At 60.7% G+C, this 24,531-nt stretch carries 24 protein-coding genes and 1 pseudogene; 12 read left to right on the forward strand and 13 right to left on the reverse strand.

Annotation, left to right across the window (positions count from 1 at the left end; translation table 11 throughout):
• Positions 1-6: 6 nt before the first annotated feature.
• On the reverse strand, positions 7-159 hold the full coding sequence (locus SFY93_RS17940; RefSeq protein ID WP_081421766.1) for a DUF1127 domain-containing protein: 153 nt from the start codon (positions 157-159) through the stop codon (positions 7-9).
• Positions 160-928: 769 nt separating this feature from the next.
• Here SFY93_RS17940 and SFY93_RS17945 point away from each other — a divergent pair.
• Positions 929-1,159, forward strand: a complete 231-nt coding sequence (locus SFY93_RS17945; RefSeq protein WP_320444061.1) for a hypothetical protein — start codon at positions 929-931, stop codon at positions 1,157-1,159.
• Positions 1,160-1,220: 61 nt separating this feature from the next.
• On the opposite strand, the gene SFY93_RS17950 is transcribed toward SFY93_RS17945, so the two are convergent.
• Positions 1,221-2,033 carry a lytic murein transglycosylase gene (locus SFY93_RS17950; RefSeq protein ID WP_175367032.1) on the reverse strand — a complete coding sequence of 271 codons (813 nt, stop codon included), beginning with the start codon at positions 2,031-2,033 and terminating at the stop codon, positions 1,221-1,223.
• 532 nt (positions 2,034-2,565) lie between these two features.
• Between SFY93_RS17950 and SFY93_RS17955 the strand changes: the two genes are divergently transcribed.
• Entirely contained in the window at positions 2,566-2,940 is a 375-nt protein-coding gene (locus SFY93_RS17955) for a DUF3597 domain-containing protein (RefSeq protein WP_175367031.1), read from the forward strand.
• A 118-nt stretch (positions 2,941-3,058) separates the two neighbouring features.
• A complete protein-coding gene (locus SFY93_RS17960; RefSeq protein ID WP_175367030.1) occupies positions 3,059-3,850 on the forward strand; it encodes a fumarylacetoacetate hydrolase family protein in 792 nt (263 codons plus the stop codon).
• A gap of 846 nt (positions 3,851-4,696) precedes the next feature.
• Here SFY93_RS17960 and SFY93_RS17965 read toward each other — a convergent pair.
• Positions 4,697-5,374 carry a hypothetical protein gene (locus tag SFY93_RS17965; protein WP_320444062.1) on the reverse strand — a complete coding sequence of 226 codons (678 nt, stop codon included), beginning with the start codon at positions 5,372-5,374 and terminating at the stop codon, positions 4,697-4,699.
• Positions 5,375-5,514: 140 nt separating this feature from the next.
• Here SFY93_RS17965 and SFY93_RS17970 point away from each other — a divergent pair.
• A pseudogene (locus tag SFY93_RS17970) lies at positions 5,515-5,907 on the forward strand (IS5 family transposase); the annotation flags it as partial.
• Here the strand turns inward: SFY93_RS17970 and SFY93_RS17975 are convergent.
• The gene (locus tag SFY93_RS17975) at positions 5,904-6,176 is read right to left on the reverse strand and encodes a GNAT family N-acetyltransferase (RefSeq protein ID WP_320444063.1); all 273 of its coding nucleotides are present in this window, start codon (positions 6,174-6,176) and stop codon (positions 5,904-5,906) included. The pseudogene SFY93_RS17970 and the gene SFY93_RS17975 overlap by 4 nt on opposite strands.
• Positions 6,173-6,457 carry a GNAT family N-acetyltransferase gene (locus SFY93_RS17980; protein WP_320444064.1) on the reverse strand — a complete coding sequence of 95 codons (285 nt, stop codon included), beginning with the start codon at positions 6,455-6,457 and terminating at the stop codon, positions 6,173-6,175. The genes SFY93_RS17975 and SFY93_RS17980 overlap by 4 nt, the downstream gene beginning before the upstream one ends.
• A 285-nt stretch (positions 6,458-6,742) precedes the next feature.
• Between SFY93_RS17980 and SFY93_RS17985 the strand changes: the two genes are divergently transcribed.
• On the forward strand, positions 6,743-7,147 hold the full coding sequence (locus tag SFY93_RS17985) for an SPW repeat domain-containing protein (RefSeq protein ID WP_320444065.1): 405 nt from the start codon (positions 6,743-6,745) through the stop codon (positions 7,145-7,147).
• A 67-nt stretch (positions 7,148-7,214) separates the two neighbouring features.
• On the opposite strand, the gene SFY93_RS17990 is transcribed toward SFY93_RS17985, so the two are convergent.
• Entirely contained in the window at positions 7,215-7,850 is a 636-nt protein-coding gene (locus tag SFY93_RS17990; protein WP_320444066.1) for an HAD-IA family hydrolase, read from the reverse strand.
• Positions 7,851-8,073: 223 nt separating this feature from the next.
• Here SFY93_RS17990 and SFY93_RS17995 point away from each other — a divergent pair, with 223 nt between their 5' ends.
• The gene (locus SFY93_RS17995) at positions 8,074-8,214 is read left to right on the forward strand and encodes a hypothetical protein (RefSeq protein ID WP_165826921.1); all 141 of its coding nucleotides are present in this window, start codon (positions 8,074-8,076) and stop codon (positions 8,212-8,214) included.
• Between the two features lie 69 nt (positions 8,215-8,283).
• On the opposite strand, the gene SFY93_RS18000 is transcribed toward SFY93_RS17995, so the two are convergent.
• The 5 genes from SFY93_RS18000 to SFY93_RS18020 form a co-directional block, all read right to left on the reverse strand.
• Positions 8,284-8,601, reverse strand: a complete 318-nt coding sequence (locus SFY93_RS18000; protein WP_320444067.1) for a hypothetical protein — start codon at positions 8,599-8,601, stop codon at positions 8,284-8,286.
• 21 nt (positions 8,602-8,622) lie between these two features.
• Positions 8,623-9,105, reverse strand: coding sequence for a hypothetical protein (locus SFY93_RS18005; protein ID WP_320444068.1), 483 nt, complete (start codon positions 9,103-9,105; stop codon positions 8,623-8,625).
• 347 nt (positions 9,106-9,452) lie between these two features.
• Positions 9,453-12,431 (reverse strand): excinuclease ABC subunit UvrA, encoded by a 2,979-nt coding sequence (uvrA, locus tag SFY93_RS18010; protein WP_320444069.1) that lies wholly within the window; start codon positions 12,429-12,431, stop codon positions 9,453-9,455.
• Between the two features lie 343 nt (positions 12,432-12,774).
• Positions 12,775-13,533 (reverse strand): outer membrane protein, encoded by a 759-nt coding sequence (locus SFY93_RS18015; protein ID WP_320444070.1) that lies wholly within the window; start codon positions 13,531-13,533, stop codon positions 12,775-12,777.
• Positions 13,534-13,782: 249 nt separating this feature from the next.
• Positions 13,783-14,508, reverse strand: coding sequence for an outer membrane protein (locus SFY93_RS18020; protein ID WP_320444071.1), 726 nt, complete (start codon positions 14,506-14,508; stop codon positions 13,783-13,785).
• Between the two features lie 463 nt (positions 14,509-14,971).
• Here SFY93_RS18020 and SFY93_RS18025 point away from each other — a divergent pair, with 463 nt between their 5' ends.
• From SFY93_RS18025 to gyrA, 3 genes are all read left to right on the forward strand, one after another.
• Positions 14,972-15,481, forward strand: a complete 510-nt coding sequence (locus SFY93_RS18025) for a single-stranded DNA-binding protein (protein ID WP_092142634.1) — start codon at positions 14,972-14,974, stop codon at positions 15,479-15,481.
• A 176-nt stretch (positions 15,482-15,657) separates the two neighbouring features.
• A complete protein-coding gene (locus SFY93_RS18030; protein ID WP_320444072.1) occupies positions 15,658-16,062 on the forward strand; it encodes a DUF2306 domain-containing protein in 405 nt (134 codons plus the stop codon).
• 205 nt (positions 16,063-16,267) lie between these two features.
• Positions 16,268-19,039: a DNA gyrase subunit A gene (gene gyrA / locus SFY93_RS18035; RefSeq protein ID WP_320444073.1), complete on the forward strand. Its 2,772-nt coding sequence runs from the start codon at positions 16,268-16,270 to the stop codon at positions 19,037-19,039.
• A 144-nt stretch (positions 19,040-19,183) separates the two neighbouring features.
• Here the strand turns inward: gyrA and SFY93_RS18040 are convergent, their stop codons facing one another.
• Positions 19,184-19,840, reverse strand: coding sequence for a hydrolase (locus SFY93_RS18040; protein WP_320444074.1), 657 nt, complete (start codon positions 19,838-19,840; stop codon positions 19,184-19,186).
• Between the two features lie 152 nt (positions 19,841-19,992).
• On the opposite strand from SFY93_RS18040, the gene SFY93_RS18045 reads away from it, so the two are divergent.
• Positions 19,993-20,886: a LysR family transcriptional regulator gene (locus SFY93_RS18045; RefSeq protein ID WP_320444075.1), complete on the forward strand. Its 894-nt coding sequence runs from the start codon at positions 19,993-19,995 to the stop codon at positions 20,884-20,886.
• Between the two features lie 572 nt (positions 20,887-21,458).
• Here the strand turns inward: SFY93_RS18045 and SFY93_RS18050 are convergent.
• Positions 21,459-22,403: a LysR family transcriptional regulator gene (locus SFY93_RS18050; RefSeq protein WP_320444076.1), complete on the reverse strand. Its 945-nt coding sequence runs from the start codon at positions 22,401-22,403 to the stop codon at positions 21,459-21,461.
• Positions 22,404-22,543: 140 nt separating this feature from the next.
• Between SFY93_RS18050 and SFY93_RS18055 the strand changes: the two genes are divergently transcribed.
• Together SFY93_RS18055 and pcaB are read left to right on the forward strand one after the other, a co-directional pair.
• Positions 22,544-23,143, forward strand: coding sequence for a glutathione S-transferase family protein (locus tag SFY93_RS18055; protein ID WP_320444077.1), 600 nt, complete (start codon positions 22,544-22,546; stop codon positions 23,141-23,143).
• The gene (gene pcaB, locus SFY93_RS18060; RefSeq protein WP_320444078.1) at positions 23,137-24,519 is read left to right on the forward strand and encodes a 3-carboxy-cis,cis-muconate cycloisomerase; all 1,383 of its coding nucleotides are present in this window, start codon (positions 23,137-23,139) and stop codon (positions 24,517-24,519) included. The genes SFY93_RS18055 and pcaB overlap by 7 nt, the downstream gene beginning before the upstream one ends.
• Positions 24,520-24,531: the final 12 nt, after the last annotated feature.

Genomic DNA, 24,531 nt, shown 5'->3' on the forward strand with positions numbered 1-24,531 from the left:
GACGGATCAGCCGTTATAGGCGCCAGAAGCAACACGCGGAATGTCCGAACGGTCGAGACCGATGTCGGAAAGCTCGCGATCGCTGAGCTGGGAGAGTTCGGCAACGTTGCGCTGATAGTCGCGGAACGCCTGGATCATGCGGATGAATGAAAGCAGCATTTGAGTTCTCCTTCGTTAAGCGATTCATCTCTTGCGAGGTGCTTCGCTGTTGAAGTGAATATAGGTGACAATATCGCGGTGCAGCAGTCGAAATGTTGCGGTGCAGCTACTCAGAGACCGCATAGCTCGCGCAAGGAATGATTAACCTCTCGGCGCTGAGAGGTGATTTTGCAGGCATGGTGCGTATTAGGGCACCTTCAGTCGAGGCTATAGGCATTAATTAGTCAGTTAAATCATGCGTTTGAAGATCTGCCATGGCTCAAATGGATGCCGGAAGCGGAACCGCCCCCATAAGACCTTTCTGGCCTCAATCAGCCAGCGTGCTCGGCGGTTCCTCGTAAGTTCCCGTCCGGCTTCGCTATGCGCGATTCGCATACGAGCGTTAAAAATGAACATGAAGTCATCCTTACGCGAGGCTTGCGCGACGACTTGTCTCTAAACTGCATGCGTGAAGGCAAATACATATGCAACTGAGGTCCTGCGCGAAACGCGGTTGCTGTTGGCGGAAGCACATCAAAAGGCCGATGCCGCGACGTCAGTGAATGCGTGCGAATTACATTTGTGTAAGTTTGTTGCTCTCGATTTCTGAAGCGCCAAAAAGCTGAGTGTTCTTGGTGGCGATCACAACCGGCTCACATTCAATTCACTGCGGCTGTTATTTCCTGGATCGCAGCGGGACGTATCAATTCCTTCTACAGAATCCGGCAATGGCGTCGGTCTGTTGCGAAGGACAAATAAGATGATCACAAGATTACTGGGAGCGGCCGCCATGGCTGCTGTTGTGTTCGCTACGGTGCCGGCTTCGGCTGCACGTATGGAAGGCTGCAGCGGCAGCAACCTGCTGAAAACCGAAACCGCCGTCGAAGCGATGCCGGACGGCGATGCGAAGTGGGTTGCGTTCAAGGAAATGACGGATGCGCAGACCGCGTTGCTCGACAACAAGATGGGCGTGTGTGCTGTCCATCTGACCAGGGCCATGCATGTCGGCATGACGAAGTAGGACATCACGGGAGGGGCCGCTTGCTGAGGAGCGGACGGCCCTTCCATCATCCCATGCGAGTCTATGGTTCTTTGGCAAGCTGGCTGGCGAAAGTGGCAATGGTCTTCGAATAGACCTCGCTCTTGTTCCACTGCTGGATGACCGCGAAGTTCGCAGTCCCCGGCGCAAAATCCTGATCGCGTTTCCAGCCATAGCTGGCGAGGTAGTTTGCCGTTGAGGCCAGCACGTCGGGCGCGCTGCGCAGCAGGTCGCGATGGCCATTGCCGTCGAAGTCGACAGCGAATTTCAGGTAGGACGATGGCATGAATTGCGTCTGGCCGATTTCGCCGGCCCAGGCGCCATGCATCTCGGCCGGCGCGAGGTCGCCGCGGTCGACGATGCGCAGGGCATCGAGCAATTCACCGCGAAACATCTCGGCGCGTCGACAATCATATGCGAGCGACGCGATGGCGCGGATGGTAGGGAATTTGCCGACGTTCACGCCATAGTCGGTCTCCAATCCCCAGATCGCCACCAGCACCGGACCGGGCACCCCATATTGCTGTTCAATGCGCCCGAGTACCGAGCCGTAACGCTTCAGCATGTCGCTGCCGCGACGCAGCCTTGGTGGCACCATGCGCCCGGAAAATTCCTCGAAGCTTTGTTTGAAGACCTGCTGGCCGCGGTCGCGCGACAATACGCTGTTGTCGAGGGTGACGCCGGTCAGTGCTGCATCGACGGTCTTCTGCGAAATGCCCTTACCGACGGCTTCCGTCTTGAAGGCGGCGAGCCAGCCATCGAAACTGCCGGTGCCGCAGGAGGGCGCAGCAACGGCCGGCGCTAGTGGTGAGATCAGGACTGTACCAAGCAGGAACGTACAAAGCAGGGCGCGCATGGTCTCAAGGCTCTCATTCGATGATGAAATCGTGTGTCGCGAACGATAGTGCGCGATGAGCCTTCCGGTGAACCACGGCCAAAACAAGGCTTGCGCAGTGATATCAGAACGGCATGACGGCCTCTCGCGCAATTCTGCGAGAGGCCGTCATTGGGCGAGATCAGACTATCGGGTCCACATTACTCGTCGCTGCGCCATTGAAGATGATGAGCTGCCAGCCTTGCGGCGTGGTCAGCACCTGACGCCGTGGCTCACGCTTCGGTGAAAATGTCGTCGGACATTCACAGCGCTGCAATGCAGCGGCCGGGCTTTTGCCTCAATTCAGGCGGACCTTGCTACCGATGTCAAACGATCCGCCGATAACTTTGCCAACTGGCTTGGGCAGTTGCTTGGAACGACTCTTCCCCGCAGTCTATCGCGTCGCATTGGCAAGCGAGTGGTGGGCGGATACAAGTACGAACCGGCTGGTGCTGCCGGAACCAAACACGGCACGAATTCTTCAATCTGTCACGAAAGCTATTGGGAGCGACATATGAGCATTTTCGGAAAGATCATGGGCGCGATTTTCGGCACCAGCGCCAGTGCAGCATCCCCTGATGCCGCGCCGGCCGCCGGCGGTTCGACTCCCGCAGGCGCCGCGCCGATGGACAGTGTTGACGTTGCTGCGATCCTCGACAAGGCGGTGGCGGCCAAGGGCGAGAAGCTGGAATGGAAGACCTCGATCGTCGACCTGATGAAGGCGCTCGACATCGACTCCAGCCTGTCGGCCCGCAAGGATCTCGCCAAAGAGCTCGGTTACACCGGCGACACCAGCGATTCCGCCAGCATGAACATCTGGCTGCACAAGCAGATGATGACCAAGCTCGCTGCCAATGGCGGCAAGCTGCCGGCCGACATCAAGCACTAAACTTCCCATTTGGGACGGAGTTGAAGGCCCGCGCTCGCGCGGGCCTTTTTGCTGTGGTATACCAGCACGCATAAATACAAGATCAGAAAACAAGACAAAACATACGAGGAGAAACGCCATGGACCCCATCAACCGCAGAACGATTCTGACCACCGGTGCCGTTGCCTTGGCTGGCAGCGCATTGGCGGGCGAGGCCGCTCAGGCGCAGGCCGGTCCCAAGGGCATATTCTCGGTCGCGACGGTGACGATCCCCATCGTCGGCGAGACCGACGTGTTTCCGGTGCGGCGCATCTATTGCATCGGTCGCAACTACGCGGCGCATTCCCGCGAGATGGGATCGGACCCGACGCGCGAGCCGCCGTTCTTCTTCCAGAAGCCGACCGACGCGATCCAGAACGTCAAGATCGGCGAGGTCGCCGATCACCCGTATCCGTCGCTCACCAAGAACTATCATTACGAGGTCGAACTCGTCGCCGCGCTGAAATCCGGCGGTACCAATATCCCCGTCGATAAGGCGCTCGACCATGTCTATGGCTATGCTGTTGGACTCGACATGACACGCCGCGACCTGCAGCGCGCCATGGGCGACGAGAAGAAGCCATGGGAGATCGGCAAGAGTTTTGACCACGCCGCAGTCATCGGCCCGATCCATCCGGTCGCCAAGACCGGCCACATGACCAAGGGGCCGATCTCGCTCGCGGTGAATGGCGCCGTGAAACAGACCTCCGATCTCGACAAGATGATCTGGAGCGTCGCCGAGCAGATATCGAAACTCTCGGACGCCTTCGAGCTGAAGGCCGGCGACATCATCTATTCCGGCACACCGGAGAATGTCGGCCCGGTCGTGAAAGGCGACGTGCTGCTTTGCAAGATTCAGGGCTTGCCGGACATGTCGATCAAGGTCGTTTGAGAGCGATTGTTTCCCCGCAGGCGCTGTCGTCCGATTTGAATGTCAAACAGCCACTGCGCTGCAGACATGCGTCTTCGCCCCCATTGTTTGCGGCGCGGGGGCGCCGTCGTCTCTTGCATTCCCGCCCCCTTGCGAGAGGGCGTGCGGAACGCCGGGTGCCCGTTGCACCCTTGGGCCTGATGCGATGCGGTCTTCCGCAAGGATAATGCATCAGGACTTTCGGAGGCGCCGAGCGATTGCCCGACGTTCCGCCTGCGGTGTTTTTTCGGTTGCTTGCACTTTGCCTCGACGAACGCTCCGATCGCGAATTAAAGTCCCAAGGCGATGGGAAGGGAGCCTCAAGCGAATAGGCCGGACACGTTTTGACTTGGTCGTCCGTCACACTGTCCAGGGGTCTGTCCATCCCAAGGTCGGCCGTCTCCTTGCCAGTGGCAGTGCTGGCGCAGATCCGTCCTGCCCGAAGACAGACGTCCCCCATGAACCGCGTGACGCCGCATCTCCGGCGTCCCCCGCATCCCACCCCGCGAACGTGACGATCGCGCTCGCCCCTCTCGGTGGGGCAGGACGGAGGGGAATATAAACCTGGCGAAGATGTTGTCAACGGGAGATAGGAAAAAATGTTTGACGCTTTTGCGCCCGCCCAACACTCGTCATTCCCCGGCAAACCAATTGGTTTGCCGGGGAATGACGAGCCGGACGCCCGGAGTGACGGTGGCGGGATAACCGCCTAGAGCGTGTACTCATAAATTGAGGTTCGCAAGCAAGCTCAACCCGTTTCCGCTATTCGGCACATTGCAGACTCAAGCTCTACATCGCCTCAGGTCCCTTTTATGCCAACAGGCGACATTAATCCGCGCGGCCCACCTGTCCTGGTCGCCTATGGCTTCCGCGCACTCGGAGGGCGCCGCCGAGCCACCTGCCAAAGGCGGCGATCGCGAGAACAGGCACCAGCAACAGCGGCACGGTGAAGATCGCGATATAGGCTTGGCCGGCATCGCGGACACCACTGGCGATTGCGGCGCCCCAGATGCCATGCACCATGGCGACCATCACCAACGCCATCGTGGCGACGACACCGCCGAAGCTGCCGGTTGCAGCCACGGCTCCGAGCGACCACGCGAGCATTAAGAGATAGAGCCCGATCCCGACCTTGTCTGAGCCATGCGTCACAAAGAGCAGAACAAATGCTGTTGCTGCGAAGGCGATGCCGACGGCGTGCACGATTGCCGTCCGCTCCGTGCCGAGGCGTCGCGCCTCCGCTCCGATCAGGTGCACGTAGCCGCTGCCGGCCAACGCCACTAACCCGTTGGTGACGCCGTCGACTCCTAATCCGTAGAGCGCGCCCGACAAAGGGCCGTTTAGTGACAAGCGAGAGAAGTACAAGCCTCCCCAAGCGCCGAAGCCGAGGGCGGAAAGGCCTGCCGCGATCAAGTGGGAACGGGTCAGCATGAACAGGCCGGCGCCGGCCAGCAGCGGCAATAGCGGCACGACGACAACGAGGTAGAGCAAGTCGAGAAGGGGCATTGACGATTCCAATCCGCCAAGATGACGTCCGAACCGTGCCACAGCCGAAAGCGATGGCAATGAAAACCGGCCAAACTGCTGTGCCTTAGTGGCCCGGTCCTGCGGTTTGGTTCATGCGGGCGAGTATCGGGGGTGGCAAGCATGTCGGCGTCGATAGCAACAGAATGCCGGTTCGCCTTGAACTAACGACCGGTGAGGCCCACGACAACCGGCTCGTCACCGAGCTGCTGTCTGATCTAAAATCAGGCGCGATGTTGTTGGCTGATCGAGGGTACGATGCAGACTGGATTAGGGCATTCGCCGGTGACCGAGGTGCGTGGGCCAACATTCCTCCGAAGCGAAATCGCAGAGACCCAATCTGTTTTAGCCCATATCTGTATCGGGCACGCAATTTGGTGGAGCGTTTCTTCAATAGGATAAAGCAATGCCGGCGCGTCGCTACCCGATATGACAAACTCGCCGCAAATTACCTCGCCTTCATAAAGCTCGCAGCCATTCGGATTTGGCTGCGCGCTTATGAGTCCACGCCCTAATTCACCAGGTCCGCATAGTCCGGATGTTGGCGCAGATAATCCACCACGAACGAACAACCCGCCACGACCTTCAGCCCATCCGCACGGATCAATCCGAGCGCGCCCTTGACCAGTTCTGACGCGATGCCGCGGCCGCGCAGGGCAGGCGGCGTCTCGGTATGCGTGATGATGACGCGATCGCCGGCGCGGCGATAATTCGCAAAGGCGACGGATTCGCCGACATCCAGCTCGAAGCGATTGAGCGCCTTGTTGTCGCGAACGCCAGTCATGCCGCGTCTTTCAGCAAATCCTGATAGTCCGCATGCTTCGCGATATATGCCGCGATGAAGGGGCATTGCGCCACGACCTTCAATCCCTGTGCACGGACGGCATCGAGCGCGCCGCGGGCAAGCTGCGAACCCACACCTCTGCCGCCCAATTCGTCCGGCACAACGGTATGGACGAAGGTGATGGTATCGGACGTCCGGGTATATTCGGCGAAAGCGATATGGCCGTCGACCGCGAGTTCGAAACGGTGAAGCGAAGTATTGTTATAAACCGCGTTGCTCATTCTCATTCCATTCACAGGTGTCCGGGAGAAGGTAGCAGTCATTTCCAAACGGGTGCAATGCAGCCGCCGCATGCTTCATCTGACCGGGGAAACCCGTGTCGCAGCGCAGGGCTTTCTGTTGATCCGCGCGCTATGAAAAATGGCTTTGGCGTGGCCTTGCAAACGCAAAGCGGGTTCCTACGTCAATGACAGACATACGCCCCAAAGCGGCCGGATCGGTCGTTTGACAGTTGGAGTGTCATGCCAACGGCCGCTGACGTATGCCTCTTTTTGGAGGAGGTCACGATGTCAGACTCTTGGTTTCTCGGTACGCATCGCACGTGGGAAGACTGGTTTGGCATGGCGCTTGGCGTCCTGATTGCGCTGTCGCCCTGGTTTCCTACGCAGAACGGTCATCAATATACCGGGGGGACCCCCAGCGCCGTGATCATTAACGCGGTGGCGGTTGGCGTCCTGGTGTTTGGCCTTGCCCAGCTTCAGTACGTCGCGCTGCAACGCTGGGAGGAGGTGGCCGAGATCATTCTCGGCCTGTGGCTGATTGCGTCGCCACTTTTCCTTGGCTACTCCGGCGATGGCATACTCAGATTCATCCATACCGGCCTCGGCGGCCTCGTGGTGCTGGTGGCAGCACTGCAGTTGTGGCAGGACTGGGATTTGAGCGATGGGGAAATGGCCCAGCACGGGCAGTGACAACAAGCGATCAGGCCTGCCGGTCTTGTCGTGAGGCCGGCGGGTCTCGCCTGTCTGTCGTCAGCCGTTAGCGTCCTGGCACAGCCAGCGCCGCGATCACCTCGTCGATCCGGGAAAACAGATAATTCGGTGCGCGCGCTTCCAGGGCGGCTCCGCTGGTATAGCCCCACGTCACCGCGCCGAAATCGATCCCGGCCTCGCGCGCAGCGTCGATATCGCGGATCTCGTCACCGATGCTGATCGTGTCATCGACAGAGATGCCGGTGAGCTCAAGGATGCGCTGAAATTTCGCCGTCTTGCCGAACAGGCCGGCGCCGCAGGCGAAATAGGCGACGTGCTGATCGAGATCGCCGAGCACGTGTCGGACATTGTCCTCGCTGTCGGAGCTGACGATCGCAATCGTCATGCCACGCGCCTTCAATTCACAGAACATGCGGTCGACGCCTGGGAACAGCGAAATGCGGTCGATCTGCTGCGCCTTGCGCTTGCGCATGTCGCGCGCAATCAACGGGATCCGCCATTTGGCGACACCGAGCAGCCGGATCAGCTCACCGGCGCCGACGCTCCGCAACTCGTCGATGCGGTCGCGTTCGACGCGCTGAAACTTGTGCTTGTCGGCGACCGAATTGATGACGCTGAGAAACCACGAAAAGCTGTCGGACAGCGTGCCATCCATGTCGAAGATGGCGAGCTTGTAGGGCATGGCTAGCGGGCGGGGGAGGTGGTCGGGGTTTTGGCCGGGTGTTTGGCAGTATTGGTCACAGGCTGCTTCTCGTCTGAGTCGTGGCCGATATGCGACCCGCCCGAAGGATGATCCCATCGGACCCGCTTTTCAACCCGCATCCGCGCGGCGAAACGATGCACGCCGGGCCGGGCCCGCGTGCTAGACCGCTTACAACAGTTTCACATCATCCGCAGGAGCCATCATGGCAGACGATCGACCGAACCAGAAAGGCCCCAACACCAAGAAGAAGCAGAAGTGTAAGAATTGCGAAGGCAAGGGCTTGTTGAAGAAGGGCGAGAAGGTGGTGAAGTGTCAGCGGTGCCACGGGACGGGGCTGAGGTAGGGAACGAGCGGACTATCGCGCCGCAATCGCCGGCGCCACAATGTCCCGCGACTTCGCTTACTTCGCTAGCTAGGACGCCGTCGTGACCGGAATGGTGAACGATGTTGCGCCATGCATAATGGTGACGTCGGTGTAATCCCGCGCGGAAGGGCTTTGCTCGTAGCGAGCATCGATCGTAGAAATAACCTGAATGACATTTCCAGTTGGCTCTATCGTCGCCAATTGCAGAATGAGGATATCAGGATTGATGCCCTGGGGTTCTGCGGGCTTCAGCGTTGCCTTCCAGCCGCCCGTGTTCACTTCTATCTTGCCGACAACAATAAGCTTATTGGGTCCGGGCGGCTGCTTGTCGATCCATGCTTTGAAAGTATCCTTCAAAATCGTCATTGCCGTCTCCAAATCGGTTAATCACAAACCTTTATTCTTTTTTGCGTAGTTCTCGCAGTCTGCAAACGAAGCTGGGCCAAAGACCCGCTCATAGAGCCCCGACACGTCCGGCCCGCATGGCCCGACCATTAACGGAATGATCCCATGCCCGCCGTAGACGCAAAAATTGGCGCCGTCCTTGATCGGCGTTGCCGCGTCAAAATCGGGAACGACAACCTCGGCGATCGGGACGTCATGAAAACCGGTCGCATCCTGCATGCGAATGGACTTTGCCGATTTCGGAAACGAGATCGTTTCCTCATACGTGAAGGGCCGCGTCGCGGGTAGTCCGATATCCGGCGAGATGACATAGAACGCATACATCGGCGGATCGATCAAAAATGGCAGCTGCTCGAAGTCGGGCTTGTCGTTGAAGTTCGTTAGTTCTCCTGTGGCCGACAGGTGCACCAGCCCGAGCAGGCGGTAAGCCTTGTACGTCGCGTTTCCCAATCTCTTGTTCGGCAATGTGTCGTCCCCCGCTTGGTGTCTCCTTCTTTAAGCGTATCGGAAGTTGCAATCTACCTCAAGTTGTTTTTTCGAGGCGCGATTGGCGGGGTTGATATCAAATATTTGAAACTGCCGCGCCGGGGCGACGAGAACACGTGGCGAGGCAGTACGGATGTTCGTGAGCCGTGACCATGCATTGACCGAGGCGCGCAGTCCCGGATCTGTCTACGCGGAATTGTCGAAGCTGCTGTTAGTGGAATCGAACCGCAGGTAACGTCATCCGAAAGTGATGAAAATCTTCGACGAAGGATGCGGGCGAGCGGAGAGCGTGTTATCCAGTTTTTGAGACCTTACCCGTCACTCCGTCACTCCGCCGCTTCGCTCGTCGCCTTCCGCTTCTTCGGCTTCCCCGCCTTTTCCAGCACCGGCTTCAAAAACTTGCCCGTATAGCTGCGCGGCGCCTTCACGATGTCTTCCGGCGGACCCCAGGCGACGATTTCACCGCCGCCGTCGCCGCCTTCGGGGCCGAGGTCGATCACCCAGTCGGCGGTCTTGATCACTTCAAGATTGTGCTCGATGACCACCACCGTGTTGCCCTGCGCCACCAGCTCATGAAGCACTTCCAGCAATTTGGCGACGTCGTGGAAGTGGAGTCCCGTGGTCGGCTCGTCGAGAATGTAGAGCGTGCGACCGGTGGCGCGCTTGCTCAGCTCCTTGGCGAGCTTCACGCGCTGCGCTTCGCCGCCTGACAGCGTCGTCGCCTGCTGGCCGACATGGATATAGTCCAGCCCGACGCGATGCAGCGTCTTGAAGGTCTCGCGCACGCGCGGCACCGCCTTGAAGAAGTCGGCGGCCTCTTCCACGGTCATGTCGAGTACGTCGGCGATCGACTTGCCCTTGAACAGAACTTCGAGCGTCTCGCGGTTGTAGCGTTTTCCTTTGCAGGTATCGCAGGTGACATAGACGTCGGGCAGGAAGTGCATCTCGATCTTGATGACGCCGTCGCCCTGGCAGGCCTCGCAGCGGCCGCCCTTGACGTTGAACGAGAACCGGCCGGCCTCATAGCCGCGCGCCTTGGATTCCGGCAGGCCGGCAAACCATTCGCGGATCGGCGTGAAGGCGCCAGTATAGGTCGCGGGATTGGAACGCGGGGTGCGGCCGATCGGCGACTGGTCGATCTCGATGATCTTGTCGATATGCTCCAGGCCTTCGATGCGATCATGCGGCGCGGCGCCTTCGCTGGCGCCGTTGAGCTTGCGCGCGATGGCCTTGTAGAGCGTGTCGATCAGGAGTGTCGACTTGCCGCCGCCGGAGACGCCGGTGACCGCGGTGAACAGGCCGAGCGGGACTTCCGCCGAGACGTTCTTGAGATTGTTGCCACGCGCATTGATGACCTTGATGGTGCGGCGGTGGTTCGGCGGACGACGCTCCGGCACCGGCACCGACATTTCGCCGGTGAGATATTTTCCGGTCAACGACTTCGGATTTTTCATCACCTCCTGGGGCGTGCCCTGGGCGACGATGTTGCCGCCATGGGTGCCGGCGCCGGGGCCGACGTCGACGACATAATCGGCGGCGATCACGGCGTCCTCGTCATGCTCGACCACGATCACGGTATTGCCGAGATCGCGCAGCCGCCGCAGCGTATCCAGCAGCCGCGCATTGTCGCGCTGATGCAGGCCGATTGACGGCTCGTCGAGCACATAGAGCACGCCGGTCAGGCCCGAGCCGATCTGTGACGCGAGGCGAATACGTTGGCTTTCGCCGCCGGACAGCGTGCCGGAGGAGCGCGCCAGCGTGAGATAGTTGAGGCCGACATCGAGCAGGAAGGAGAGACGCTCGCGGATCTCCTTGAGGATGCGGACGGCGATCTCGTTCTGCTGCTTGTTGAGCAGGTCCGGCACGGTCTCGAACCAGTCGCCGGCCTTGCGCACCGACATTTCCGAAATGTTGCCGATATGCTTGCCACCGATCTTCACACTGAGCGCTTCGGGCTTCAGCCGATAGCCCTCGCAGGCATCGCAGGGCACGTCGGAGAAATACTTGCCGAGCTCCTCGCGCGCCCATTCGCTCTCGGTCTCGCGGAAGCGGCGGTCGATATTGGTGACGACGCCCTCGAACGGCTTCTTGGTGTCATAGGAGCGCACGCCGTCTTCATAGGAGAACTTGATCTCGTCATCGCCTGAGCCGTGCAGGATGGCGTTCTGCGTCTTCTTCGGCAGGTCCTTCCACTTGGTGTCGAGGGTGAACTTGTAGAACTTGCCGAGCGCCGTCAGCGTCTGCACGTAATAGGGCGACGACGACTTCGCCCATGGCGCGATGGCGCCCTTGCGCAGCGTCAGCTCCTTGTCGGGAATGACCAGATCGGCATCGATGGTCTGCTCGACACCGAGGCCGCCGCATTTCGGACAGGCACCATAGGGGTTGTTGAACGAAAACAGTCTGGGTTCGATCTCCGGAATGGTGAAGCCGGACACCGGGCAGGCGAATTTTTCGGAGAACAAAATCCGCTCAGCGCCGGTCTTGTCGTGGATCTTCGCGACCTTCTTGTCGGACTTCTTGTCTTCCGCGGGAGCGGCAGGCGCGTCCGCATATTCGATGACCGCAAGACCTTCGGCGAGCTTCAGTGCCGTTTCGAAACTTTCCGCGAGGCGCTGGCCGATATCCGGCCTGACAACGATGCGATCGACGACGACGTCGATGTCATGCGGAAACTTCTTGTCGAGTACGGGCGCTTCGGCGAGTTCATGGAAGGTACCGTCGATCTTGACGCGCTGAAAACCCTTCTTGAGATATTCGGCCAGCTCCTTGCGATACTCGCCCTTGCGGCCGCGCACCACCGGCGCCAGCAGATACAGCCGCGTGCCTTCCGGCAGCGCCAGCACGCGGTCGACCATCATCGACACCGTCTGGCTCTCGATCGGCAGGCCCGTCGCCGGCGAATAGGGAATGCCGACGCGTGCCCAGAGCAGGCGCATGTAATCGTAAATCTCGGTGACGGTGCCGACCGTCGAGCGTGGGTTCTTCGAGGTGGTCTTCTGCTCGATGGAGATGGCCGGCGACAGGCCGTCGATCTGGTCGACGTCCGGCTTCTGCATCATTTCAAGGAACTGCCGGGCGTAAGCCGACAGCGACTCCACATAGCGGCGCTGGCCTTCGGCATAGATCGTATCGAAGGCGAGGGACGATTTGCCGGAGCCGGACAGGCCGGTGAACACCACCAGCTTGTCGCGCGGGATCGTCAGGTCGACATTCTTGAGATTGTGCTCGCGGGCGCCGCGGATGGTGATGCTGCGCATGTTCGCGGCGGCCTGCTGCCGCTTCGCCTTGATGATCTCGTCCATAACAGGCAATTCCCCGACGCGTCAGGCGCGCACATCCGGGCGCGCATCGCCGGCCGGGCCGGGATCGAACGCCGATTGAATATGATCGGAACATAGGAAGAACGAGAGCGGATTTCCAGTGCTCCGCAGCAACGATCAACGGTTTGTTGGCGGAGGGGTTGCGAGGCAAGGCTGCAAATCGAACGGCCTGCGGAGGACACGCCTTCCGGTATCGGGCTCATGCGAGTGGACTGCCAATCGAGAGCGCATCAGGTCTGAGCGAGGTGCCAGCAAAAAGCCCGGCGCGAGGCCGGGCCAAGTTTGTCGGAATGAGGCAAGGCGGTCGCAGTTCTCAGTACTTGTCTTAGTACTTGGCGATGACAGGCCCGCCCCACTTGTAGTTGATGCGGGCGGTGACGACGTCGACGTCCTGGCTGATGCGATCGATGCGCGAAGTCACAGGAAGTGTCACAGCGGTGAAGCTGTTGCTGCTGGTCTCCATGAACAGATGGTCGTATTCGACCGCAAAGGACCAGTTTGGCGTGAAGCCATATTCCAGGCCAACGCCAACCGTACCGCCCCAGCGGGTTTCCTTGGCGTTATCGAATACGACATTGGTTCCCACAGTGTAGCCCTGATACTTGTCGCTCGTAACGGCAGCGCCGCCCTTCACGTAAAGAAGGGTGTTGTTCCAGGCGTAACCGATCTGGCCGGTGAACAGGCCGAAGGCCTCGATCTTGGACCGGTTGCCGGTCGTACCGAGTACGAGCTGGCTGACATTCGAGCCCTTGAAGTCTGCCCAGTTGCCCTGTGCTTCCAGACCGAACACCCAAGCGGCGCTCTGCCAGCGATAGCCGATCTGACCGCCAGCCGTGCCGCCGCTTGCGTCATGGCATCCCTCGCTGAAGGCCAGCGCGACACCGAGAACCTGGGTCGTGTCCCAGCATTTGCGGCTCGTTCCCCAACCGCCGTTGCCGCCGATATAGAAACCGGTCCAGTCATAGACGACGGCGATCATCGGAGGCGCCTTGGTGTAGGGCCGTGCAGCGAGATCGGCCGCAGAAGCGGACGTTGCCGAGCCGAGAACAACGAAGGCGGCGAATGCGAGCAGAATTTTCTTCATGGCATGCTCCCCTTGTGAGTGTTTCAACTCTAGCGCGATTCAGACGATCAGGCTGTATCTTCCTTGCAACGGAGAAAAACAAACGCAATAGTTGCGTGAAAATTCGCGAGATACAGTCGTGGGTAGCATTCAACCGCAGGTGATGGGTTAGCTCCTATCTCTCCGGAATCCGGGCTTCCAGCCAAACGAAAAAGGCCGGCGTTTCCGCCGGCCTTTCCGTAGTCACGAGCCTGAAATCAGGCGCGAAGCTCAGTACTTCGCAACAACCGGGCCACCCCAGTTGAAGCGGTAGTTCAGGCCAGCCTTGACGGTGTGCTCGTCGTTGCGGGACGACACGCCAGCCAGCGCGACCGGGGTCGTGAAGGTCGTCTTGCCGAAGTCGTAGTACTGGTACTCAACCTTGCCCGACCAGTTCTGGGTGAACAGGTATTCGAGGCCGGCGCCGACGGTGTAACCGTCATGCTTGGTGCCAGCTGCGAAGGCAACCGGAACGCCGGTGCCGGTCACGACCAGCGATTCGCTGTAGTCGGAGTAAGCGTAGCCGCCCTTCACGTAGAGCAGTGCCGGACCCCAGGTGTAACCGATCCGACCGGTGACCGAGCCGAGGCCCTTCTGGTTCAGGTTGTAGGTGAAGCCAGCCGGAACGAAAGCGACGTTGGTGTTGTTCGAACCAACCCAGCTGTACTGACCTTCGATGCCGAACACCCAGTTCGGAGCGAACTGGTAGTCATAGCCGATCTGCACACCGCCGAGGAAACGGCCATCCGAATTGTCGGTGGTGCCGCCGAAGCCGTTGCTGCCGTTGAACGCGCCGCCGATGTGGCCACCGATGTAGAAACCGGTCCAGTTGTAGATCGGGGCGGGAACATAGGCCGGAGCCTTGGTGTAGGGACGAGCGGCCAGGTCAGCGGCCATTGCCGGAACCGAAGCGCCCAGAGCGATCAGGGCAACGGTGCCCAACAGAAAGTTCTTCATGTGAATTCTCCCCTTGTCGCTTCGCGTCGGCGAAGCCCCATATTCTGGCGCAAAGGCCAAATGCAATTCAGTGATTGAAATATACGCAAGATTGCAAAAAAGTCCGTCACCCAAATAGCACACTCGACCTCGATGTTTGGTCGTTTCTAAGTTAATGAACCGTATACAGATTTTGCATGATGACGGGGCCCCGTTGGGTTCCAGTGCCGGGTTTCGGAAAGATAGCAACACAACCCTGGCAACTCAGTACCGCTCAATAGTTCATCAGCGGTCGTTCTTGAGAACAAAAATGGAACGTGCTATAAGGACGACCATCAAATAAGAGACCGTGGATAACCCGGTCGCGGGGGCCTGCGCGGAGCGCGGACCGTATAGGGTCCCATCATCAGCGGCGTTTGCGCGCAGGCCGGGGCCTGCGCCGGCGCCCGATCAGCAAATTCAGATTCGAGAGTAGGAGAGTGGCATGGCGGGTAGCGTCAACAAGGTGATTTTGGTCGGCAATCTCGGCAAGGATCCCGAGGTTCGCCGGATGCAGAACGGCAACCCGGTCGTCAACTTGACCGTCGCGACCTCGGATACCTGGCGCGACAAGGGCACCGGCGAGCGCAAGGAAAAGACTGAGTGGCATCGCGTCGTGATCTTCAGCGAAGGTCTCGCCAAGGTCGCCGAGCAGTATCTGAAGAAGGGCGCCAAGGTTTATATCGAAGGCGCGCTGCAGACCCGCAAATGGACCGATCCGCAGGGTGTCGAGAAATACTCCACCGAGATCGTGCTGCAGGGCTTCAATTCGACACTGACCATGCTCGACGGCAAGGGCGGCGGCGCGGGTGGTGGCGGCGGTTACGGCGGCGATGACATGGGCGACAGCTTCGGCGGCGGCCAGTCAAGCGCTCCGCCGCAGCGCCGCGTGGCCGCACCGGCAGGTGGCGGTGGTGGCCGCGGCAGCGACATGGATGACGACATCCCGTTCTGATCTGCTGTCAGAACGTCCTGAACTTCTGCATTGCGCGCTGTGAGCTGATTGCTCGCAGCGCGTTTTGCTTTTTGAGGGGGCGGTCAGCTGCGGCAACGTGGCGGACATATGATCTTTACAATGGAAAGATTTCTGCGATGGTGAGCTGACGCTGCCTCCTGAACGCGAGGGCCACCATGTCGCTTCAGCCGCTGCTTGATGCCGCCGCTCCAATCCCGCTGCATGCTTTTGCGGCCATGGTCGCATTCGTGCTCGGTGTCGTTCAATTGATCGCGCCCAAGGGCACGCTGCCACACAGGACGCTCGGCTGGATCTGGGTGATCCTGCTCGCCGCCGTTGCGATCAGCTCGTTTGGGATCCATGGCCATAGCTACCGGCTGTGGCGAGACTGGAGCCCGATCCACCTGCTGTCGATCATCGCGCCGGTGATGCTGGTGGTCGGAGTGGTCGCCGCACGCCGGCACCGCGTCAGGGCGCATGCCATCACCATGATTTCGATCTTCGCCGGCGCCCTGGTGATCGCCGGTGTGTTCACCCTCGTGCCCGGCCGGGTCATGCACACCGTTGTGTTCGGTCGCTAGATTGCCGCAAGACCGCCGCAGGATTTTCGCAAGATTCGCCGCGTTTGGGCTGGCTTATTCGAGGCCACTTCACAAGCCCTGTGTGGCTCCCGTAAGCATTTGAAAAATCAGCAGGAAAATAGGGCTTCGCACGTTGCCGGCGGGGTGGCTTGAAGGCGCGCGATGCGCTATATGATTCCCAGCAAAACCTGACCGGAAATCATCCTTGTCCGACACTGAAGACCAGAAGCCTGGGGAGCCACCAGCCCCCTCGGATATTCGTCCCGTATCCATCCTCGATGAGATGAAGCGTTCGTATCTCGATTACGCCATGAGCGTGATCGTGGCGCGTGCGCTGCCGGATGCGCGTGACGGCTTGAAGCCGGTGCATCGCCGCATTCTCTATGCGATGTATGAGAACGGCTTCGAGTGGAACAAGCCGTATCGCAAGTCGGCGCGAACCGTCGGCGACGTCATCGGTAAATATCATCCGCACGGCGACCAGTCGGTCTATGACGCCATGGTCCGCATGGCGCAGGACTTTTCGATGCGCGTGCCGCTGATCGACGGTCAGGGCAATTTCGGTTCGGTGGATGGCGATCAGGCCGCCGCGATGCGATACACTGAATCGCGCCTGACCAAGATCGCGCAGTCGCTGCTCGACGATCTCGACAAGGACACGGTCGACTATCAGGACAACTACGACGGCTCGTTCCGTGAGCCACGCGTGCTGCCGGCGAAGTTTCCGAATCTGCTGGTGAATGGCGGCGGCGGTATCGCCGTCGGCATGGCCACCAACATCCCGCCGCACAATCTCGGCGAAGTCATCGACGCCTGCGTCGCGCTGATCGATGATCCGTCACTCACCATTGACGATCTGAACAAGATCATCCCGGGTCCGGATTTCCCGACCGGTGGCATCATTCTCGGCCGCGCCGGTATTCGTACGGCCTATCACACCGGCCGCGGTTCCATCGTGATGCGCGGCAAGGTCTCGATCGAGCCGACGCGCAAGGATCGCGAAGCGATCATCGTCTCTGAAATCCCGTATCAGGTGAACAAGGCCACCATGGTCGAGCGCATCGCCGAACTGGTGCGCGACAAGAAGATCGAAGGCATTTCCGATCTGCGCGACGAATCCGACCGCGACGGTTTTCGCGTCGTCGTCGAATTGAAGCGGGACGCGGTGCCGGAGGTGGTGCTCAACCAGCTTTACAAGTTCACGCCGCTGCAGACCAATTTCGGCGCCAATATGGTGGCGCTCGACACCGGCCGTCCGTTGCTGATGAACCTGAAGGATCTGCTGACGATCTTCGTCGCGTTCCGCGAACAGGTCGTCACGCGCCGTACCAAGTTCCTGCTCAACAAGGCGCGCGATCGCGCGCATATCCTCGTCGGCCTCGCGATTGCAGTGGCGAATATCGACGAGGTCATCCGTGTCATTCGTACCTCGCCGGATCCCGCCACCGCACGTGACATCCTGATGGAGCGTCATTGGCCCGCGCAGGACGTGGCAACGATGATGATGCTAATCGACGATCCGCGTCATCGCCTTGAGGAAGACGGCACCGCGCGGCTGTCCTTCGAACAGGCCAAGGCCATTCTCGATCTGCGACTGGCTCGCTTGACAGCTCTGGGCCGCGAAGAAATCTCCGACGAGCTGGACAAGCTCGCCGTCGAGATTGCGGACTATCTGGAGATCCTGCGTTCGCGTGCGCGCGTCCAGGGCATCATCAAGGATGAGCTCGGTGCGGTGAAGTCGGAATTCGCAACGCCGCGCAAGACCGTCATCATGGAGCAAGAGGGCGAGGTCGAAGACGAAGACCTGATCCAGCGCGAAGACATGGTGGTGACGGTGTCGCATCATGGCTACGTCAAGCGCGTGCCGCTTTCGACCTATCGGGCGCAGCGCCGCGGCGGCAAGGGCCGCTCCGGCATGGCGACGCGCGATGAGGATTTCGTCTCGCGTCTGTTCGTGGCCTCGACCCATACGCCGGTGCTGTTCTTCTCGTCGCGCGGCCAGGTCTATAAGGAAAAGGTCTGGCGTCTGCCGATCGCGCCGCCAAACGGGCGCGGCAAGGCGATGATCAACATCCTGCCGCTGGAGCAGGGCGAACGCATCACCACGATCATGCCGCTGCCTGAGGACGAGGCGACGTGGCAAACCCTCGACGTGATGTTCGCGACCACCGGCGGCAATGTTCGCCGCAACAAGTTGTCGGACTTCGTCGATGTCAGGCGTTCGGGCATCATCGCGATGAAGCTCGATGAGGGCGAAGCGATCGTCGATGTGCAGATCGCCACCGAACATGACGACGTGCTGCTGACCGCTGCCGGCGGCCAGTGCATCCGTTTCCCGGTGACGGACGTCCGTGTGTTCCAGGGCCGCAGCTCGATGGGCGTTCGCGGTATCTCTCTGGCGGACGGCGACAAGCTCATCTCGCTCACCATCCTGCGCCACCTCGAGGCCAATTCCGACGAACGTGCGGCCTATCTGCGTCGTGCCAATGCGGTACGTCGCGGCGGCGCCGAGGAGCGCGCCGATGTCGCGGACGAAGCGGCGGCTGCCGTGGAGACCGAAGAGGCGACGGGAGCCATCGAACTCGGCGAGCAGCGCTATGTCGAGATGTCGGCCAGTGAGCAGTTCGTGCTGACCATCAGCGAGAACGGCTATGGCAAGCGGACCTCGTCGTTCGAGTATCGCACCACCGGCCGCGGCGGCAAGGGTATCGTTGCGATGTCGGTCAATGGCCGCAATGGCAAGCTGATCGCCTCATTCCCGGTCGAGGACAGCGACCAGATCATGCTGGTCACCGACAAGGGCCAGCTCATCCGCTGCCCGGTGGAAGGTATCCGCATTGCCGGCCGTTCGACCCAGGGCGTCATCGTGTTCAACACGGCTGACGACGAGCACGTCGTGTCGGTCGAGCATATCGGCGAGACGGGCGAGGGCGAAGAGGCCGAGAACGGCAATGGTGCGCCGGTGGCGGAGGGCTGAGGCTCTCCGCAGCGGCTGACACGTTGATAAAAAACCCGCGGTCATGCCGCGGGTTTTTCTTTTATGTATGTGATGTGCGGGTGGGTTGAGCGAAGCGAGAGCCCAACACCTCGCGTTTGCTCGGTCGAAAGAGGTTTTTCGGCGCTATGCGCCTGCGCTCTTCGGCACCGGCGTGTTGAGCAGCTGCTGCTCCCACAGATACGCAATGCCGCTGCCGCCGGCATGCTGCGTCATCACTTCCGTTAGCTTGGCGGCACTCTCAGTCCGCGCCCAGTCGCGCTGCCATTCGGCGGCCACTGCCAGCCAGGTCATCATGTTTGCGCCGGCCGCGATCATGCGCTGGATGGCGACCTGATGGGCCTCGACCGAAACGGCGCCCGAGGCATCGGTGACCACCGTTACGTCCCAGCCCTCGCCGAGGGCCTGGATCGTCGGCATCGCGACGCAGATCTCGGTCCACAGGCCCGCGATGATCAATTGCTTACGGCCCGTTGCCTTGACGGCATCCACCGCCTTCGGGTCTTCCCAGGTGTTGATGAAGGTCCGGTCGATCACCTCCTGGCCGGGGAACACGTCGGTGATCTGAGGGAATAAGAGACCGCCACGCTCGGCGAGCACCGAGGTCAGGATGGTGGGAACGCCGAACGCCTTGGCGGCCTTCGCCAGGCCCGCCGTATTGTTGATCACCATCTGCGGTTCGTGGCTGTTCACGTTCGCGAGCTGGTAGGGCTGGTGGTCGATCAGAACGAGGACCGATTCCTCGGGACGAAGGAGCGACGCAAGGCCATTACGAAAGGTCATGAATACATCCTCTGCTGCCGTTATGTGTGAGGTTGGTTTGCCGGGAGATATGCGACGACAGCGGCACTCCCTGGATGCGGTATTGCCGTTCTCATGCGCGATGGGGTAGTGCCCTCCCGTGCCAAGCTGTGTCGCGAAACGGGGAACGCTGAATGGACATCGAAGAGCTGCGGACATTCGTGGAAATGGCCGATGCGGGTGGCGTTTCACCCGCCGCGCGCCGGCTCGGCGTCTCCAAGTCGATCGTCAGTCGGCAGCTTGCTCGCATTGAAGCGGAACTTGGCGTGCAGCTTCTCGCACGAACCACGCGCGGCGCGGCGCTCACCGAAGCGGGAGTCGCGTTTCGCGACCATGCAGCGCGCGCTTGCGCCGAGATCGACGCGGCCAGGGAATTGCTCCTGCCTGATGGTGAGCTTTGCGGCCGCTTGCGCATTGCCGTGCCGCTTACTTTCGGCCCAACGCACTTGGCTCCCGTGCTTGCGGACATGGCGCGACGGCACCCGCAGCTCCACATCCATACCGTCTACAGTGATCGCTTCGTTGATCTCATCGCCGAAGGTTTCGATTGCGCGATCCGGATTGGCTATCTTCCGGACTCCAACCTGATCGCGCGACACGTCGGGCCCATCTATGGAAAATTGGTCGCGAGCCCGGACTATATCGCAGCGCATGGTTCCCCCGAGACGCCGGACGAACTCATTGCGCATCAGGCTCTCATGCAGGGCACAGAAGCCTGGCAATTCATGGATGGCGACAAGACAATCACGGTGCGCCCGCAAGGGCGCTTCAAAGCCGACAACGGCACGGCTCTCCGCGCCGCAGCATTGGCAGGACTCGGCATCGCCTGGCTCCCCGATGGCATCACCCATGACGATGTCGCCTCCGGCGCGCTTGTTCCGGTCATGACACGCCATCCGCCACCACCGGCAGGTGTCTATGTCATCCGCCCGCCAAGTCAGCATCCCCCTCGAAAGGTACGAGTCCTCACCGAAATGCTCATCGCGTGTTTCGCAGAGGCTCCGCGCCTTGCGGGCGTCGATCGCTAGAGCACGAACCGATCGGACGATCGTTGTAACGGCCGGCGTGGCCTCATCCGACATCGGCTCTCAAAACATTCCGTTGGGTTTTCCGCTTTCGCAGGGATCGTCTGGAGCACGTCCCAATGTTCGACGAGCTTGCCAGCCGGTGTCAGCCGGAAGATATCGATGGCGGCGTAATGAGACGCGAGGCCGTAAGGCCATTTAGAGAGATAGTCTGACGATCCTGCAGGGTGATACCAAGTGCGCGAACGGAAGCTTTCGATCACTCGCTTCTGGAAGTTAGGCTACACGCCGTATGCGATGGCAAGGACGGCCCATCATCATGCTGCTCAGCGAAGGCCAGATGAGCGATTACAAAGGCGCGGCTCTGATGATCGGTGCGCTGCCGCCTGCAAAGGAGTTGCTCGGCGACAAAGGCTACGACGCCGACTGGTTTCGCGGCTCTCGCCACGCGCGGCATTGCAGCGTGCATCCGTCAAGATCCAACCGCAAAAAGCCCATTGAGCATGATCGCGTGCTTTATCGACAACGCACAAGATCGAAAACATGCGATGCTTTCGTAGTTGTCGAGGAAATCCTCAATGGCCAGCTTGCTGAAAGAGGGGTGCGCGGTCGGGGAGTGGCGGGGCGGCCGGACTCGCTTCGACGATCGAACGCAGGTCGCGCAGCGTATCCGTGAAGCGGTCGAAGGCGGTGCCGAGACGAACATCCTTGCGGGCGACAAGCAGGGTGCTGACCCGTCCGACCGATGGCGGAAGGAAATGGCAGCTCAGCTCGTTCGCATGAATCGACTGCTCGACCACAGCCCTCGGTAGAAGCGTGATGCCGACACCAGCAGCAACGCAGCCGAGAATGCCATCGAGCGTTCCCAATTCCAGCCGCTCATAAGATCGCAGGCCGAGATCGGCCAAAACCTGCTCCAGCCGCTGGCGGTATGCACAGCCTTGCCGGAACATCAGCGCCGACAATCCTTCCGCGGACGACTGGATCATGTCCGTGATGGAGCCGAGCTCGCGCGGCGTGACCAGGACCAATTCCTCGTCGAACGCGAGGAAGGTTTGAAGCGCGGGATGATCGACTGGGGCCGCGACGAACGCGACATCGAGTTCACATGTCAGCACACTGTCGATAAGCTGCGCGGTGGGCGCCGTTTTCAGGTGCAGCTTCACATTCGGACAGGCGCGATGATAGGCGGCCAACACGGTTGGCAGCCGTACCGCGGCTGTGGTCTCCATTGAGCCGATCATCAACTGGCCTCTCGGCACCCCGTCGTCCCGCGCGGCAGTTTTGGCCTCGCGTGACAAGGCCAGAATGCGCTCCGCATGAGGCAACAGGCGCTGTCCGGCTTCCGTCAGGATCATCCCGCGGCTGTGACGGGCAAACAGCGGGACCCCGATCTCCTCTTCAAGGTTCTTGATGCGTGTCGTGACATTCGACTGAACCGTGTTCAGTTCGCGAACCGCGGCAGTGATGCCCTTGGTCCGTGCAACCGCCAGGAATGTGCGCAGGTCGGAAATATCCACTGCTAGCGTTCTCCAATTCAGAACGCATATATCGCAACAATGCATTTTTACAAAACGGAGGGCTGCTCTAGGGTCTTTCTCGATGTCGAGCCGTAGCGCTGCGCAATGGGGCGCGACGACAGAGGGACCGATATCGATCGATGCGGCTATTTTTTAATCAGACGTCGCCCTACGCCCGCAAGGTCCGGATCGCCATTCATGAGCTCGGACTCAGGGACGCGGTTGAATTCATCGAAGTTGATCCCTGGCGCGAGCCGCATGACCTCACCGAGGTCAATCCGCTGTCCAAGGTGCCGGCGCTCGTGCTCGCAGATGGTTCGGTGGTGACCGAGAGCGACACGATCATCCAGGCCTTGCACAGCCTGACAGCGGGCTTGCAGCCCATTCCGGATCATGAACCTGAACGACGTCTGAGCCTTGCCCGCGTCGCGCTCTGTCAGGGCCTGATCGATGCAAGCTTCATCTGTGTGGTCGAGGCACGCAGGCCGCCGGAACTGCGCTGGGCCGATTGGATCACGCGTCAGGAGCGAGTGATTGCGCGGACGCTGTCGTCAATTGAAGCCCGTTTCGCGCTTGATGACCGGCGCTTCGACATCGGTGATATCGGGCTCGCCAGCGGACTTGGCTATCTCGATTTTCGCAACGCGCACCTGTCCTGGCGCTCCGGACGGCCGCGGCTTGCCGAATGGTTCGAACGCGCGGAGCTTCGGCCATCCATGATCGCGACACGGCCATGCTGAATTTCGAGCCCGCAACAGTGTTTGGCAGCCGCCATCTCGCCGATCTTTTCAGTACCGCGGCGATGCGCGCGATTTTCAATGAACGCAATTCGCTGGCGTCGATGCTCCTCGTTGAGGTGGCATTGGCGAAAGTTCAGGGCCAGCTCGGTGTGATTCCCGCCGAGGCGGCGACGGCGATCGCCGCCGCGGCACGCGTCGAATTGCTCAATCTCGACGAGCTGGCCGCAGGCACGTTGCGCGCCGGTCTGCCGATTGTGAATCTCGTCGAGCAACTGATCCGGCTCACCGGAAAACCTCACGGCGAATTCGTTCATTGGGGTGCCACCAGTCAAGACATCATGGACACCGCGCTGGTGATCCAGATACGCGACGCGCTCGAACTCGTCGAACACGATCTGGACAGCTTGATCTCGGTGCTTGCGACTCTCGCCCGCACCCATCGCGATACGCCGATGGTCGGTCGGACCAAACTTCAGCACGCGATTCCGATCACCTTCGGCTTCAAGGTGTCGATCTGGCTGTCAGGTCTGTTGCGCCACCAGCAGCGGCTCGCAGAACTCAAGCCAAGGGTGCTACAGGTTCAGTTCGGCGGCGCGGTGGGCACTTTTGCGTCACTTGGCGACGATGGCGATCGCGTGCGTGCCGCGCTGGCCCATGAACTCGGGCTCGGCGAGCCGTTGATGGCATGGCATGTCGCGCGCGACTCGCTTGCCGAGACGGTTTGCTTTCTTGGGCTGATCTCAGCGACCCTGAGCAAGATCGCAACGGACGTTGCGCTGATGGCGCAGACGGAAGTTGGCGAGGTGCTGGAGCCGGGCGGGCAGGGACATGGCGCCTCCAGCACGATGCCGCACAAGCGAAATCCGATCATCTGCGAGCAGCTCCTCAGCACCGGATTGTCGCTGCGCCGGCTCGCAAGCGCCATGCTGGACGCTTCGGTCCATGACCACGAACGGGCGACCGGGCCGTGGCAGGCCGAATGGCTGCTGCTGCCCGAAGCATTCCTGCTGATCTCCCGGGCCATGGACAACGCCGTGCGGCTCTGCACCGGGCTCGTCGTCAGACCTGATGCGATGCAGGCAAATCTCGCACGCACACAGGGACTCATCGCGGCCGAGGCCGTCATGATGGCGCTCGCGCCATCGGCCGGGCGCCATCATGCGCACGAAATGGTCGGGGCGGCGTGTACGCATGCCATCGCTTCGGGCCTCACATTGGCCCAGAGCCTTTCGCGCGATCCGGCCGTGACCGCCCTTATTGGGCTGCACGAGGTCGAGGCGGCTGCAGATCCTGCGCGCTACACTGGCCTGGCCGGCCGTGAGGTCGATCGCGTTCTTGCCGCATGTCCCGATCGACCGATTGGCGGGACGCAATAGGCCACGCCACTT

The sequence above is a fragment of the Tardiphaga sp. 42S5 genome (assembly GCF_034044155.1).
Taxonomy (GTDB): Bacteria; Pseudomonadota; Alphaproteobacteria; order Rhizobiales; family Xanthobacteraceae; genus Tardiphaga; species Tardiphaga robiniae.